The sequence below is a fragment of the Dyella dinghuensis genome (assembly GCF_003977615.1).
In the GTDB taxonomy this organism is placed as follows: Bacteria; Pseudomonadota; Gammaproteobacteria; order Xanthomonadales; family Rhodanobacteraceae; genus Dyella_B; species Dyella_B dinghuensis.
Window position 1 is genome coordinate 292,498 of the sequence record NZ_RYZR01000003.1, and the last position, 15,183, is coordinate 307,680.

General features: G+C 57.7%; 6 protein-coding genes. 1 reads left to right on the forward strand and 5 read right to left on the reverse strand.

All coding sequences use genetic code 11. The annotated features are described in order from the left end of the window. Positions 1-55 precede the first annotated feature (55 nt). Positions 56-3,511 (reverse strand): hybrid sensor histidine kinase/response regulator, encoded by a 3,456-nt coding sequence (locus EKH79_RS04355; protein ID WP_126672567.1) that lies wholly within the window; start codon positions 3,509-3,511, stop codon positions 56-58. 378 nt (positions 3,512-3,889) lie between these two features. Here EKH79_RS04355 and EKH79_RS04360 point away from each other — a divergent pair, with 378 nt between their 5' ends. Then, positions 3,890-4,819 carry an MBL fold metallo-hydrolase gene (locus tag EKH79_RS04360; RefSeq protein WP_199754138.1) on the forward strand — a complete coding sequence of 310 codons (930 nt, stop codon included), beginning with the start codon at positions 3,890-3,892 and terminating at the stop codon, positions 4,817-4,819. Between the two features lie 38 nt (positions 4,820-4,857). Here the strand turns inward: EKH79_RS04360 and EKH79_RS04365 are convergent, their stop codons facing one another. From EKH79_RS04365 to EKH79_RS04380, 4 genes are all read right to left on the reverse strand, one after another. After that, complete coding sequence (locus EKH79_RS04365) at positions 4,858-5,211, reverse strand: tRNA-binding protein (protein WP_126672568.1); 354 nt, start codon at positions 5,209-5,211, stop codon at positions 4,858-4,860. Further along, positions 5,208-6,497, reverse strand: coding sequence for an NAD(P)/FAD-dependent oxidoreductase (locus EKH79_RS04370; protein WP_126672569.1), 1,290 nt, complete (start codon positions 6,495-6,497; stop codon positions 5,208-5,210). The genes EKH79_RS04365 and EKH79_RS04370 overlap by 4 nt, the downstream gene beginning before the upstream one ends. Positions 6,498-6,560: 63 nt before the next feature. Next, positions 6,561-8,957, reverse strand: coding sequence for a penicillin-binding protein 1C (gene pbpC, locus EKH79_RS04375; protein WP_199754140.1), 2,397 nt, complete (start codon positions 8,955-8,957; stop codon positions 6,561-6,563). A 56-nt stretch (positions 8,958-9,013) separates the two neighbouring features. Further along, complete coding sequence (locus tag EKH79_RS04380) at positions 9,014-15,058, reverse strand: MG2 domain-containing protein (protein ID WP_126672570.1); 6,045 nt, start codon at positions 15,056-15,058, stop codon at positions 9,014-9,016. Positions 15,059-15,183 lie beyond the last annotated feature (125 nt).

The following is a 15,183-nucleotide window of genomic DNA, read 5'->3' on the forward strand; positions in this document are numbered from 1 at the left end:
GTATGCGGGCCTGAATGTTCAGACGGCCTGAAATTGTCAGCAAGACAGACAATTTCTAACCGCTAATCCCGCATGCTCCAGCGTAACGCTGAAGCACATCGCGCATGTCTGATTCAAGCTTATCCAAGTGCGGAGCGGCTTCTTCGATACCCTGTGATTCAATCAACTTTTCGAGTGCGACACACTGATCGGCGACATCTCTTTCGCCAAGCATCAACAAGGCACCTTTCAAAGAGTGAATGCGTGCAAGCAGCCCTTCCTGGTCACGCTCTTGCGTCGCATGAAGGATGGCATTGAGATCACGCGTGCCCGACTCCACAAAAACACGGCAGACTTTCTCGGGAAACTTGGATTTCCATGGCGCGCTGGCAGGTGGAGCGTCCGAATGGCTCATGCGTGGAAGGTGCTGGATCAACGCCTCACGAAGCGTTTCCAATGAAAGCGGCTTGAGCAGCAGGTCGGTAATGCCTGCACGCTTGCACTGGATTTTTTCGCTCGCCAACGCTGTTGCAGTAACGGCAAGGATGGGCATCTTGACGCCGCGGCCACGCAGCTCCTTCGCCAATTCGTAACCGTTCATATTCGGCATGTTGATATCGGTGAGCACAGCGCTATACCGGCCATCGCGCCACAAATGCAACGCGGCCACACCGTCTTCCGCGGCTTCCACCGCATAACCCAAGGTCTCGAGCTGCTGCTGAATCAATTCGCGATTAACGGGATTGTCATGAACCAGCAGAATGACGCTACCGCGTTCTGGATCGCGCTCTGATGTTTCGGGTGATGCCATTTCGAACGACGGAAGAATTTCATCGGCCGCATCACCGAGGATGCTCGTGAGAAGCGCATCGCTCGAATAACAGGAAATGAAACTCATAACGCCGTGTTGCTCTGGCAGCAACGGTCCATCCGCTGTCGCCAGCACTACGCGCCCGGCGCTTTCAACCAGCGCCCGTTCTTCCTCTTCGTCCCACGGACGCTGCTTGCCAAAAATCACCAGTGCATCGGCCTGCTTGAGCCATTCGGCGTCCACTTCCGAGGGCTTGGTGGCGACTTGCAAGCGGGCACCCCAATGGGTGAGCAGCGCCGTGATCTCTGTGCGCCATTCTGCCGCCGCGGACAGGAACACCACCCGACGCTTCGTCAAAGGGTGAGGATTGACCGCTCGATACGACTCATCTATCGCAACCGGTACTTCGAATGCGAATACGCTGCCGACACCTTGCGTACTTTGTGCGTCGATAGTTCCTTCCATCAGCTCGCTGATCTGCTGGCACAGCGTCAGCCCCAAACCGCTGCCGCCGAACCGTCGGGAGATGCTGGCATCGGCCTGCGAAAATGGCGCAAAAACCTGTTCTCGCTGCTCTTCCGTCATACCGATGCCGGAGTCAATCACCTCGAAACGCAGACGAGCCACTTCGCCACTGTGGGGCGATGCCGATCGAACACGCAGAATGACCCGACCGGATTCCGTAAACTTGACGGCATTGCTGATCAGGTTGTTGAGTACCTGTCGGATTCGGTGCACATCGGCGATATAAGCGTCTTCAAGATCCGCATCGATCCCATAATAAAGCTTCAGACCTTTGTGCTCTGCAGCGGGCGCATAAAGCAACGCGACTTGTTCGATCAGCGGCCTGATTTCAAATGGCACCGGATCAATGTCCAATTGACCCGCTTCGATACGCGAGAAGTCGAGTACGTCGCTGATGATGCTCAGCAGCGTATCGGCCGAAAAGCGAATGCGTTCCAGACGTTCGCGCTGAGACGGATCCAGTTTCGATCGCCCAAGCAATTCCAGATGGCCAAGAATGCCGTTGAGCGGCGTACGTATCTCGTGGCTCATCGTTGCCACGAAAGCTGTTTTTGCGCGGCTCGCGGATTCCGCCGCCAACTTGGCCTGTTCCGAATCCTCGCGAGCCTTGCGCAAATTCTCCTGAATCTCTCTTCGCGCTGTGACATCACGGAATACGCAAAACAGCGCGGCACGGTTCTGATAGATGATGGGCATGGCCGCGATGAGCAGATGCCGATCCGCATCGCTGTCGTGACTGGGTAGTGCCAGCTCGAACTCGCGGGCATCGGGGCGACCTGTGAGAGCCTCAGTCGCGTGCGCGTATTCACGAAGCACTTGCCGATAGAGCGTTGCATCCGAGTCAGGAATGGCGATTGCGAAACTGCGCACGGCATCGTTCTGCAAGAGCGGCGCTGCGTTGTCCAAACCGATAACGCACAGACCAATGGGCGACGTCTCTATCATCGTGCGGTTGAGTTCTTCGCTCTGATACACGCGCTTTGCGCGAGCCAGTGCAGGCGCGAATACGCTACGATCCTGCCTTATCAGCAATAACCACAGTGCAGCGAGCAGCAACATCGCCAGCGCTATCGTTGCGAGGAAAGGCCATTTCTCTCCTTGCAAAATGTCCGGCCAGCCATACCCGCGTACGAGTATCCAGGACGTTCCTGGGACTCTCTGTGCAATGAAAAACGAGCCTGCCTTGCGGTAACGAACGATCCTGTCTTCTGATGGCTGCAAAACCAGCAACGGTTTAATGGCTGCTGCAATGCTCTCGCTCTTTTCCGCAGCACCCGTTCCAAATACCACTTGACCATCATGGGTGATGACAGCCATATCCGTGGATGAAACCAATCGCATTTGATCGACAAACGGCTCGATCGGCTCGTAGATCACAAAGGCGCCGATGGGTGTATCTCCGTCCATGGCGACAAGAGACCCGACGATAGCGGGTTGACCGGTCGAAGGATTGGTACCCATGGAAGAAAGTATCTTCGGCAAACCCGTGCCAAAAAAGGGCAACGTTGGATTCCCTTGATGCAGTTCTTTCAGCGCTTGCAAATCGTTGAAGTCGATGCCGGGAGCGGCCAGCTTGGAAAACAGTGCCGCATGATCGGTGCGACCTGCCGCTGCATTCAGATCAACGCCATCCAGGCTTTTTCCGAACGCAAACAACGTTTCGCTCGGATCGTAGAAATAACCCATCGTCCCGGGACGTTTACCGCGAACGGTAATAGACGTACCGCTCACCACGGAAAGCTCTTCGGCAAGACCCAGATAGCGGCTGATCTTCTCTCGCGGCCAATTGTCCACGCCACTACCCACAACGAGATACGGTATGGCGTTGGGGCTAGCCTGCATCACCGCCTGATCATCATGCGCGACAAAATTGTCGACCTCCTTCTCGCCCGTGGCCACCAAATCGGCGGATTTGTTTTGCCACGCATACTCGATCAAATTGAGCGAACGCACATAGCCGGCATCGCGCTGGATAAAGACCGAATCAAGCGCGAGTTTGGCCTTGCGAAAATCGTCCAGCTGATCGGCCTTGTAGTCCTCGATGCTTAAGAAGATCGAAGCCAGCATGATCAGCAGGATGACCGCCGACAGAAAAGCGCCGCCGCCATAGAGCAGATGCCGCTGATGCCGCTCCAGGGCAGCAATGTCTTGCTGGCCTGTCGGGGCGTCGCGATGTGCGGGCTCGGCGTTTGTCATCTCGATGGTCCGGTCATTCTGGTTGGGAATTCAGCACGGCGCGGCAGAGTAAGAAAGGTTCTACCGATCACGAAGCGGAAGCATCGACACGCAGGCAGTTTAAATCCCCGCATGCCTGTATTGGCATAGGCAACTAAAGGCGTCAGTCTTGCCTCGATTCGCCTAGCCCTACCCTGTAGGAAAGCTTCCTGTTATCGCGCCGTCCCAAGTCGAAAGGACGATTAAGGAATTAACGCGATTTTGAGGATCGTACGAGGCAATCGCACCCAGAAATATCGGACACTTCTTAAAATCGGACGTACTAGTGGTACCTCGCGCCTTTCGCCACCTAACGGGACTTGGGTGGAGTGAACGGCGCCATTGACCGACGGAAACATCATGACTTCACATGGCATTTACACCATTGATACCGGGTTCGTCCGACCGCGATTCGATGCGGCTTACCTTCTCATCCACGACGGACACGGCGCTTTCATCGATTGCGGGACCAACCACTCGGTGCCGCGACTGCTCAGCGCCCTCGAAGAAACGGGTTTGGATCCCGCGCATGTCGACTGGTTGATCCTCACCCACGTTCATCTCGACCATGCAGGCGGCGCCGGTGAGCTGATGGCGCAGCTGCCGAATGCGCGGCTGGCCGTTCATCCGCGTGGCGCACGGCACATGATCGATCCGTCGCAGCTCTGGGCCGGTGCGATGGCCGTCTATGGCGAAGAGGTGATGCTGAAGTCCTATGGCCGTCTGCGCCCCGTACCAGCAGAGCGCGTAGCGGAGGCACCGGATGGTCATGTCATCGATCTACGCGGACGCAAGTTACGTTGCATCGACACGCCCGGCCACGCTCGCCATCACATGGCCATTTACGACGAGCAGGCCAATGTGTGTTTCACGGGCGACACGTTCGGCCTTTCCTATCGCGAATTCGATACGGACAATGGCCCTTTCATCCTGCCTACGACGACGCCCGTGCAGTTCGATCCAAACGCGCTGCATGCATCGATTGACCGGCTTGTCGCACTGAAGCCAGACGCCATGTATGTCACCCATTATGGGCGCATTGAAGATGTCCCGCGTCTGGCTGCAGATCTACATGCATCGATTGATGCGATGGTTGCGGTTGCACAAAAAGCACAAGGCAAACCCGATCGGCACGCCGAACTGACCCAAGGACTGACTGAACTCTATGCCGATCGGACAGCCAAGCACGGTTGGCACGGCGATCGCGATGCGCTAATCCACTGGCTTGGCATGGATATCGAACTCAATGCACAAGGACTCGGTGTATGGCTTGATCGCGACCGTGCTTGAGATAGCGCACGTCATGCTGACACGTCGAACTGGTCCAGTCAGGCCAATCGTGAACCGTTGGGAACGGGGCGCTCGACCGTAGTAATCACAACACCCTGCTCCGTATGAAAACCGGTGAGCAAAAACTGGGATCGGAACGGGCCAATTTGCTTTTCCGGAAAATTGATTACCCCAACGATCTGACGTCCAACCAATGATTCTGCGCTGTACAGCGCGGCGATCTGCGCACTGGTCTTGCGTTCGCCATACGGACCGAAATCCGCCCAGACCTTCCATGCGGGTTTTCGCGCTTCGGGAAAAGGTTCCACGCGTGTCACGGTGCCGGCAACCATCAACACTTTATCGAAATCGGCCCAGCTGATTTCGTTTTCCTTTGCTGTGCGCTCGCTCATCCTTCCAGACTCGTCTTGAACCAATCTTTGCATTCATACCACCAGTAACTCGCTTGCGCACCGATGAATCCAAACGGCTTGAGCGTGTTGTTAAGGCCGTAATCGGCGAACTGTTTCCAGCTTTCGTCGCCGTCGACAATGGCCGATGCGAGCAACTCGCCCGCGGCACATGTCGGCGCCAGACCGTGACCGCCGAATGCCTGTGCCCACCATAGGCCGTCGCCGCTGCTTCCAATCTGCGGCATCTGGTGGCGGGCGTAGCTCATCAAGCCCGACCAGGCATAGTCGATGCGCACACCCCGCAATGATGGAAATACGCGCAACAAGTCGCGCGTCAGAACACGTTGCACGGCGCGCGCGGAGCGATTGAGCACCGAGATGCGGCCGCCCCACAAGAGCCGTTTGTCGGGTAATGGCCGGTAATAATCGAAGGCAAACCGTGTGTCGTAAACGGCTGCCTTAGTCTGCAGCAATGCATCCAGCCGATCGCCCAATGGCTCCGTCACCATGACGTACGTGGCGATGGGAAGCACGGCGCGATCGATCTGTTTGCGCAGCCCGGCAAGGTAACCGCCACACGCGAGAATCACGTGCTCGGCCTCCAGTTCGCCTGATGCCGTGCTTATAAGCCAGCGATTGTTATTCCGACGAAGACGCCATACGTCGCTCTCTTCGTGAATGCGAACACCCAGCGTTGATGCTGCGGCAGCCAGCCCAATCGCATAGTTGAGCGGATGCAGGTGCAATGCGTTACGTTCGTAGAGACCATCATGGTAACGCTCGCTTCGCACAAGCTCGCGCAGCTCCTCTTCGGCCAGCCATTCCCAATGAATGCCATAGTGATCGGCCAGCGATTTCTGGCGCTGGCGCAACACGTTCGGATCGCGAAACCAGTTCGCCCAGATGATGCCCTGGTCGACCATATCGCAAGCAATCGTGTAGCGTTTGACGCGTTCGCGTATGCGATGCACGGCAGCGGTGGTCAGATCAAAGATCTTCTTAGCGCGCTCCTCGCCTAACTGACTGCGAAGTGCTTCTTCACCCAGCGAGTAACCGCCAAAGACAAAACCGCCGTTACGGCCCGACGCACCGAAGCCAATCTGCTTGCTTTCCAGCACCACCACATCGCGCTCGCCACGCTCGGCCAGACCAAGCGCCGTATTCAGGCCAGCGAAGCCACCGCCAATGATCGCCACGCGCGCTTCATGCCGCCCTTCCAGCGGTGCAAAGCGCTCGTAAGGTGTTGCGGTCGCTTGGTAGTACGACAGTACCGGTGACTGATTCATGCCTGTTGCATAGGGTCGGGGCGGTTCGACGGCCGAGCATAGCGCGGAAGTGCCTTGGTGCGCTCAGTCGACCAGATTGATATCCAGCAGCCGCTGGTCGGCGCGGCCGTGATCGTCCACGACGCGGATGGTGTACCGCCCTGCGCTATGCGGCTGCCAATACATCAATTCGTTCGGAGAACTGCGGCCTACGTAGGCGTCGTCCACAAACCAGTAAAGCGCATGAGCGTCGGCGTCGCTGGTCGCGGTGAACGGAATGCGCTCTTCGTCCAACTGCTTCAGCCGCAACGTGTAAGTGCTACCGCGCAAAGGCGAGGTAATGCTGGGTGCGCTGCCGTCGATACGCTGGCCGCCTTGACAGGCCAGATTGGTCGGAGGCGCCCGGCGAGGCATACCTGCTTGCTGGAAAACGTGCTGAAGATCGGAAGGCCAGAACTCATAGACCTCCACGTGTGTACGCTTACCGTCATAGGGAGGACACGCCGCGTCGCCCGTCGCATCGTCGATGACGACCGGACGATAGATGTCGTCGACCTTGATCGGCGACTTGCCGGGGATGAACCACGTCATGCCCTTCTGCGGACACCATTGCGTTGGCAGGTTTCCGCTGGCCAGGCAAATTTGCACGCGCTTGAGATTGGCTGGCATATGGCCGATAGGTTCATCCATGGGCACGTGTTCGGCATGTAGCGCATCGATGATCTGGAAAAACAACGGTGCCGCCGTATCGACACCGACAAACGCCGGATTGCCGCTGCCGTCGAAGTTGCCGACCCAAACCACCAGCACGTAGGGACCCACGCTGCCTGCCGTCCATGCATCACGAAAGGCCCATGACGTGCCAGTCTTCCAATACACCGGCATGCGCATGGATTGCATGCTTACGGAATCATCAGGCCGAGGATTCTGCCGGAGAATATCCATCACCATGAAGGTGGCTTCTTCGCTAAGCATGCGCGTGCCTGCCACTTCAGGCTCATCGGCACGCAAACGCAAGGGGCGCAATACACCGTGGTTGGCTAGCATCGCGTAAAGACCAGCCAGTTCCTGCATGCTGACTTCGCCGCCGCCTAGCACGAGCGATAGGCCGTAGTGCTGCTCGCTCGCCATCCGGCTGATACCGCTTTGCTGCAGAAAGTCATAAAGACTCGGCTGATGCAGTTGCGACGCCACCCACACAGCAGGAATGTTGCGGCTTCGAATCAACGCCTGCGTCGCCGTTATAGGCCCCAGAAAATTGCCGTCGAAGTTTTCGGGTGTGTATGGACCAAACGCCGTTGGCACATCTCGCAGCACAGTCTGGGGTTGCAAAATACCTTGATCGAAACCCAGCGCGTAAATAAATGGCTTCAATGTCGAACCGGGCGAACGTTTCGCCAGTGTTCCATTGACCTGCCCCTGGATCGACGCGTCGCGGTAATCGGCCGAGCCGACCATGGCCTTGATGCCCATATCGCGCGTATCGATCAGAATCGCCGATGCATTGTTGATGCCGCGCGACGCATTCCGTTTGACGTATAGCGCGATCTGACGCTGCACGCTTTTTTGCAGATCGAGATCGATCGTCGTGGTCAGCATCGGTTTACCGCTATCGTCGCTGATTTGTTGACTGGCCAGCGCTTGTTCAACGGCATGCGGTGCTTCAAACGGAAGGCGATTGAGTGGCCGCAGCGTCAACGGTAGTGCGAAGAGCGGCTTCCATGACGCATCCTGCGGGTACTTCTGAACCCACGCGTCATAAAGGCGGTTTCGTGCACCCGTCACGCCGCGACTGATCAATGCATCGTTAGATGCGCCTTGTCCCGCCTGCAGACGACGCGATGGATCTTGCGGAATGACGACCAGCGTCAAGGCTTCAGGCAGTGTGAGCTGGCTTGCAGGCTTGCCGAAATAAACAAGACTTGCCGTACCAACACCCTGCACGTTGGCACCGTAAGGCGCATCGTTGAGATAAGCCTGGAGAATCTCGCGCTTGGAATAAAACAGTTCCAGCTCGACTGCCCTGCCCAGCTGGCGAAGTTTTCCCATCGGCGTGCGGGTGTTTAGCCCCCACAGCAGTCGCGCCAGTTGCATGGTGATGGTCGAACCGCCTTGCGGCGCGCCATGACGCACGTACGTCACCCACGCGCCACGCAGCAAACCGTAAGGGTTGAAACCCGGATGCCACGCGTACCACCGATCCTCGTGCAGCAGCACGCCCTGAACCAGTTGAGGTGAGATGTCTTTCAACGGCACCCACAAGCGATATTGCTGATCGCTTGAAAGCGTCAATCGCAGCAAGCGCCCTTTGTCATCGTAGACAGCCGTCGATGAGGGAAACCATCCCCGTAGTGGCTGATGTGGCCACAGACGACAGCCGACGAGAACAGCAAGAATAAGTGCCGTACCCATCAACCAGTTCTGCCAGCGCTGGATCCAGCGTGTGACAGTTTTCAGCGAGCTGCGAATGACGGTTGGCATGTCTGCAATGCGCGTGTAAAGCGCCCTCTCCATCCGAAGAGAGGGCGCCTGTCTGCTCAGGGCTTATCCGTCACGGTCAACGTTGCGCCACCAGCGGAACGCGCCTGGATGGAGCGGTCGTACATCGATTCGGCATACGCTGGCGGTACGGCAAATTTGCCTGCGTTGGTTGCACGAATGCGATAGACGAACTCGTGGACATCAGGCGTCGCCGTGCCGTAGATCACGACGCGGTCTTCGCGGATGTCCGCATAGTCGAGCTGCCATGTCGACTGCGGCAAGCCGATCGTCGAGCGCCACGCGGGAGCGGGTGGTGGATTGCCGTTGCCCGAATCATTGTTGCCGTTATCGCTATTGTCATTCCCACTGTTGTCGCCGCCGCTGTTGTCGGCATTTTGCGGCGCGTTGACCGGCGGGGGCGGCTCGATAACCGGTTCAAAACCGCCCGGCAACAAGTCGACGACGGCCACATTGCCGATACCATCGTCGCCCGTTGCGCGAATGCGAACATGCACGTTGATCTCCTGGCCAACGGTCAACGTATCGACCGCTTTTCCTTGGTCATCGGTGTAATCGCGTATGACCTCAATGCCATTCTTGATGGCATCCGACGGTTGCCTGCTGTCGTAGCCCCCCTGACTGACGACATGCCATGCAGGCAACGTACTCTGGTTCACGAAGCGCAGTTTGCTGGCGGATACATCCCAACTTCCCGCCTGAAGCAGATTGCCTTCAATGCTGGAAATGGTTTTCGTGCTTCCGTCCGCATGCACTTCCTGAATGCCGAGCTTGTCCAACTCTGCCGACGTCTGATCGGCGTAGCTGTCCAGCGCAAGAATCGTCATGGATGACGATAGCGTGTTGTAGTCGTCATGTGCCATCGGCCACGCGAGATTTTCGAACACACGAGGCGGAAGTGCCTTGGCGCGATCCGGGAAGTGCTTGGACAGCAGGTACAGCACCGTAGCGTCACGAACCAGCGGATCGTAGTAGTAGCTGTAGAAATACTTCTCTCTAGCTTCCGAGCGCACAAGTGCTTTCTCGGGGCCGGCCATCAAACGATTCGCCTCATCATCCTGCTTCAGAAGTTTGTATGACGCGGCCAGCCAAGCTGCCGCAAGATCGTTCTTCCAATCTTCCGGATAGGCTTCTTGCAAGCGTTTCTGGATCGACGCCAAGGCATTGGTGGTGACATTGCCCTGACGTGTCAACAGATACGCGGCATAGGCGCGCTGACGTAGTAAATCGAGCGAGTCCATACCGTTGTCGTTGGCGAGCTGTTGCAGATACTTATTGCCTGCATCGAGCATGTCCTGTGGAACGGGCGTGCCGCGGTCGCGCGCCTCCAGCATGAAGTTCATGGCGTAGTTGGAAACAAACGGCTCTGAATCAGGTGTCGCCGACCAGAGACCAAATCCGCCCTCGCTGTTCTGACGCGAGTGGAGCACATCCAGAAGCTTCGAGACGGCTTCTGCGTTGCTGATTTTCTTTTCGGCGAAAACCGGCTGCAGCACGTGATTGAAGACCGGAACCTGCGGCCACTTGTCCATGATCAGGCGCGGCATCGCTGCACTCACGATCTGCTCGCTGCAATAATTTTGATAGTTAACCAAGTAGCTGGTAATGCCCTGTGCCAGCACGACGGGCAACGGCGAGATCGCCGCGTCGCGCGTTGCGTAGGCGTCGTACATCGGCCTGAGTGACGCGGTATCGATCTGGCTTCGCGTGGCAACCTGGCCAACATCGACCTGAGTGCGATACGCCGAGGCCGGCCGTACCGACACATCCACCGCCTGACCTGCCGATTTGTCGCCGTACGCGGCAGTAAAGGCCAGATGTCCCGAGCCAAGCTGATCCGTTGCTTTGACGCGGAACTTCACGACGCCCTCGCGCATTTCGGCGAGACTGATGTTTTGCGTCGGCGCACCGACTACTTGCAGCTGCGGGCCGGTTTTCAGCGTTACCGCAACCGGCACCTGCTTACCGCCCAGGCCAGTCAGATTGTTGGCGACACCGACACTGATATCCACCTCATCGCCCGGAGCCAGCGTAGTCGGCACGTTCGGCGACAGCACGAAGTCGCCGCGCACGGTCGTCGCACCTTCGTAGGTGCCCACGCGATCCTGCGAGACAGCGACCGCCATCACGCGAAGCTTGCCGTTGAAATAGTCCGGCACGGTATACGTGAAATCTTTCTCGCCATCGACATCGACGATGCCCGACCAGAACACCACCGGCTTGTCGCGCTTGCGCTTGAACGGATTCAATTGTTTGCCGATAGCCGCATCGGCATCGCCGCCGGGCGCTGCCGCGCTAGCCATCAACTTTTCAAAATCCGGCAAGATGAGATCGAGGATCTGCGACGTCTGAACTTCCAGCATCTTTTTGCGGAAGAAATACGTCAGCGGATCGCCGAGCTTGTAGTGCGCCACTTGCAGGATGCCTTCGTCCACCGCAAAGACGACCGCTTTGGCCGGATGATCCGCATGCAGCTTGAAGGTGACCGTATCGCCCGGTTTGACCAGATTGGGCGATTCCACCGTAATCGGATCGCGGCGTGCATCCAGATTCACCGAGAACGGCACCACGCCGTAACTCAACGGGCTCATGAAAATCTCATCTGACGATGGATCGCGGACGAATTGCACGTTGATGTAGCCGTTGCCCTCGAAGTCCTTCGGAATCGTGATCTGCTGGACGGAGCTGGTGGTGTCGGCGTGGAACCACGCATGCGCGTACACCTTGTCGCGCTCGATGGTGATCAGGCCGCTGCCAACATATGGCGCGTGGATGGAAATGTTCACCGTGTCGCCGGGCTTGTAATCGGGCTTTTCCAGGTTGAGCTGAAGCTCGGCATTGCGATCGAGCGAACGCGACAGGTTGGCGGCACCGGCCACCGAATAGCTGATGCGGTTGACTTCGATGCGATCGCTGCCGCGCAGGATCACTAGCGCATAGTTGCCAGGTTTGTCGGTTGGCAATGCGTAATCTAGGCCACCCGCGGGAATCAGTAGCGGCTGTTCGTTGACCGGAATTTCCTTGAGACGCGATTGGTATTTGTAGACGCCCGAATCCTGCTTGGTGAGTACGGAAACGTAACGGCGCTCGATCAACTGCGCTTTTAGGCCATCGAGCTTGATCGATTTAGCCTGCGGATCGATCGCCACTAGATGCACTTTTCGCACAGCATTGCGATCGACGTAATCGAGGTCGTCATCGCTGCGGTAACCCACCAGCCAATCGTTGCTGGATACGAGGCTCTGTGTTGCGGCGGCCACACTGCGGCCGCCGTCGGCTTCGTGCGCCTTGACAAGAAAGTAAAGCTGATACGTCGCATCGGCGTACTTCTTCAAATCCAGATCGAATTCGGCATGGCCGTTGTCGTCGGTCTTGCCATCCTGCAAGGCTTCGTCATAACCATCCTTCGCACGATGCACATCGTAGAAGTGATAGTTGGGCCAGCTGTGGAACGCAGGCCATGCCGGACGCAAGGTAAGCGACGCTTCCACACGACGATTGGCAGCGGGAGTGCCAAACAGATTCTGCGCATCGACGATGCCTTTCAGCCCAGCGGGCTTCACCCAGCCCTCGGTCACCTGGCTCGATAACTTCGCTTCGACCTTCATGCGATCCGGCAGGAATTCCTTCACCTGCACGGTGGTGTTGCCAATCTGCGTATCGGCTTTGCCGTCGCGCACGATGTACAGATTGACCGTCCAAGTGCCGGTCGGCGCGGTTTCGGATGGTGTGTACGTCAATTCGCCAAAGCCGGAGTCATCCATTTTCAGCGGGATTTGCTTGACGGTCACACCGCGTGGATCGACCACCTCCGCTTGCAGCGGAATACCTGCTACATCGCGCACCCAGCTCGCGGCTCTGACGATCAGACCAATGTGGATGTCATCACCCGGGCGATAGATGCCGCGATCGGAGAATAGGTAGCCGGACAACGTACCAGGATTCACCGCACTGGCTTCGCCGCCAATGTCGAAGCGCGAATAGTCCAGCTGCCTGTCGCTGCCGCCAATCGGCAGGAAGGAAAGATCGTCGGCTTTCTTGACCACATACAGGGACGGCTGCTTTTCCCGATCCAGACCTTTGAACGTTGGGAAATGCACCATGCCATCGGCGCCGGTGCTTTCGGTAAACAAGGTTTGGCCGTTGACGGCAAGCACGGATACTTCCGCACCGGCGACGGGTTGTCCGGTACGAATGGATTGCACGAAGACGTCTTGACTTCCATCCAGCGCACGCTTCACCAGCATGCCCAGATCGGTAACGACAATCAGGCGGCTGTCTTCGGCACTGTCGTTGGAGTCATCGTTTGCGCTGCTGTCGTCGCTCGATGCATCCGGGTCCGGTTGCGCGCCCGCAGGCGGCGGCGCAATGCCCTGCTTTGCAAAAGCCTTGGCTTTCGCCGCTTCGTCAGCCTGTTTCTTCTCAGCGGCCGGGTCGAAGTCGTACAAGTGCAGCAGGAATACACCGCGCTTGCCTTCCTGGAGGTATTGACCCAGATCCACACCTTCGTAGTGCGCGTGCGCGGGATCGCCGGTCGGGAACGCACGTTTAACCTCATAACGGTCAACGATGTGCTCCTCACCGAATCCGTAAATAAGCTGCGGATGGCTGTAGTTACCCTGATTGAGACTGACCAGATGCTGCAATTGATCCGGCAGCACGCGTCCGACTTCCAGCCGCATGCCGGTCATATTGCGCGACACGACGGAAATGCGTTTGCTGCCACTGAGCGAAAGCAGCGAACCGTCAGCCATGAAACGCAAGAGTTTCGGATAGTCGGGCACGGTGACGATTTGCACCGAAGGCGCACCAAGGATGTATCCGCCAAACGACTTCAGTCCCTTGTCCACACGAACGTAGATCCGCTGACCCGGATCGGCGTGGAACTTGAAGCTCTGCAATTCCTGGTAGTCGTTCTCGGTGGGCACGACTTCCAGCGGCAGCTCTTGCGACTTGCGCAGCGTATCTACACCAACTTCGCCCGTACTCCAGTCGTATTGGCCGTCATCGGCGTTATCGACACCCGGTTTGTGCGCGGGCAATACCCATGCATGAACGAGACCTGCGAGATCGCTGTCACGCACGGCACCGTTCAAGTTAACGACCATCACCTGCTCGGGTTCGTACTTGTCGTTATCAACGAGTGTTGGATTGATGTCCTGCACGGCTAAACTATAGAGGCCCGGCACGCGCACGCTGGCGCTTTGGTCGGCGTTAGTGCCCTCGCCGCCGCGGGAACTCTGTACGCCGCTATCAAGTTTCAGCGACACCGAACCGTCGTCGCGCGGCAAATCCAGCGGCTGTGAATGAATCCATGCGTGCAACTTGTATTGATCGTACGTAACGCTGAACTTGAGCGGCGTAGAGGCTTTACCACCCTGTCCGTCCAGTGCGAGCTCGATACGTTTTTCCAATTGCGCGCTATCGACTGGATAGTTGAAATTGACGGGGATGATGGTCTTTTTTGCTGTTGGGTCCTGCGGGTCTTGATAAAACTCGCCGCGACCAAGCGTCGCCGAAAATGGCTGCGTATCGAATTCAAAGTGATCGTCCGCGAGCAGTACGTGATGCGCAAACGCCTGCGGGATATCGAAACGAACCTTGTAATGCTGTCCGACCGGCCAGTCGGCGGCGGGCGTAAAGCGCAATGTCTTGTCATCCACCCAGGTCCATTGCCCCTTGGTATCGGGCTGCATGGTGATGCCGGTGGTTACTTGCTTGCCAACCAGTTCAATGGGTGCGGCAGAGGCCGAAAAATCAACCTCAAGCGGCTGGATGACCAGCGGCAGCTTGGTGTAATCGGTGATCGCAGGCGCGTTGATCTGCCAGGTGATGCGAAGCGGTTCGGGCGGCCGCGGGCGATGCTTATACCACTGCCATCCGTACCAGCTGCCAGCAGCAACCAGTACCGCGACGAGAACGGCCGAAGCCGAACGTAAGGGGCGTCGGCGCACGACGTGCATCCACGTTGGGGCTGCCCAGGTGACGTTGCCGACCAACGGCGCCAATATCCAGCCCAGTGCGCTGAGCACACCGCGCACGAGGCGCACGGGCAGCATAAGCAGAAAACGCAGCAGATCCATGATGCCTTCCGATATTCAATCCGTGTATGACCCCGGCGTTTTGCACGCCGCGGCGTTCGCCCAGCTGTAGGGAAGGCTCACGCCGACAGGCATGAACCACTACGAACAAGATTCCCCATGCACAT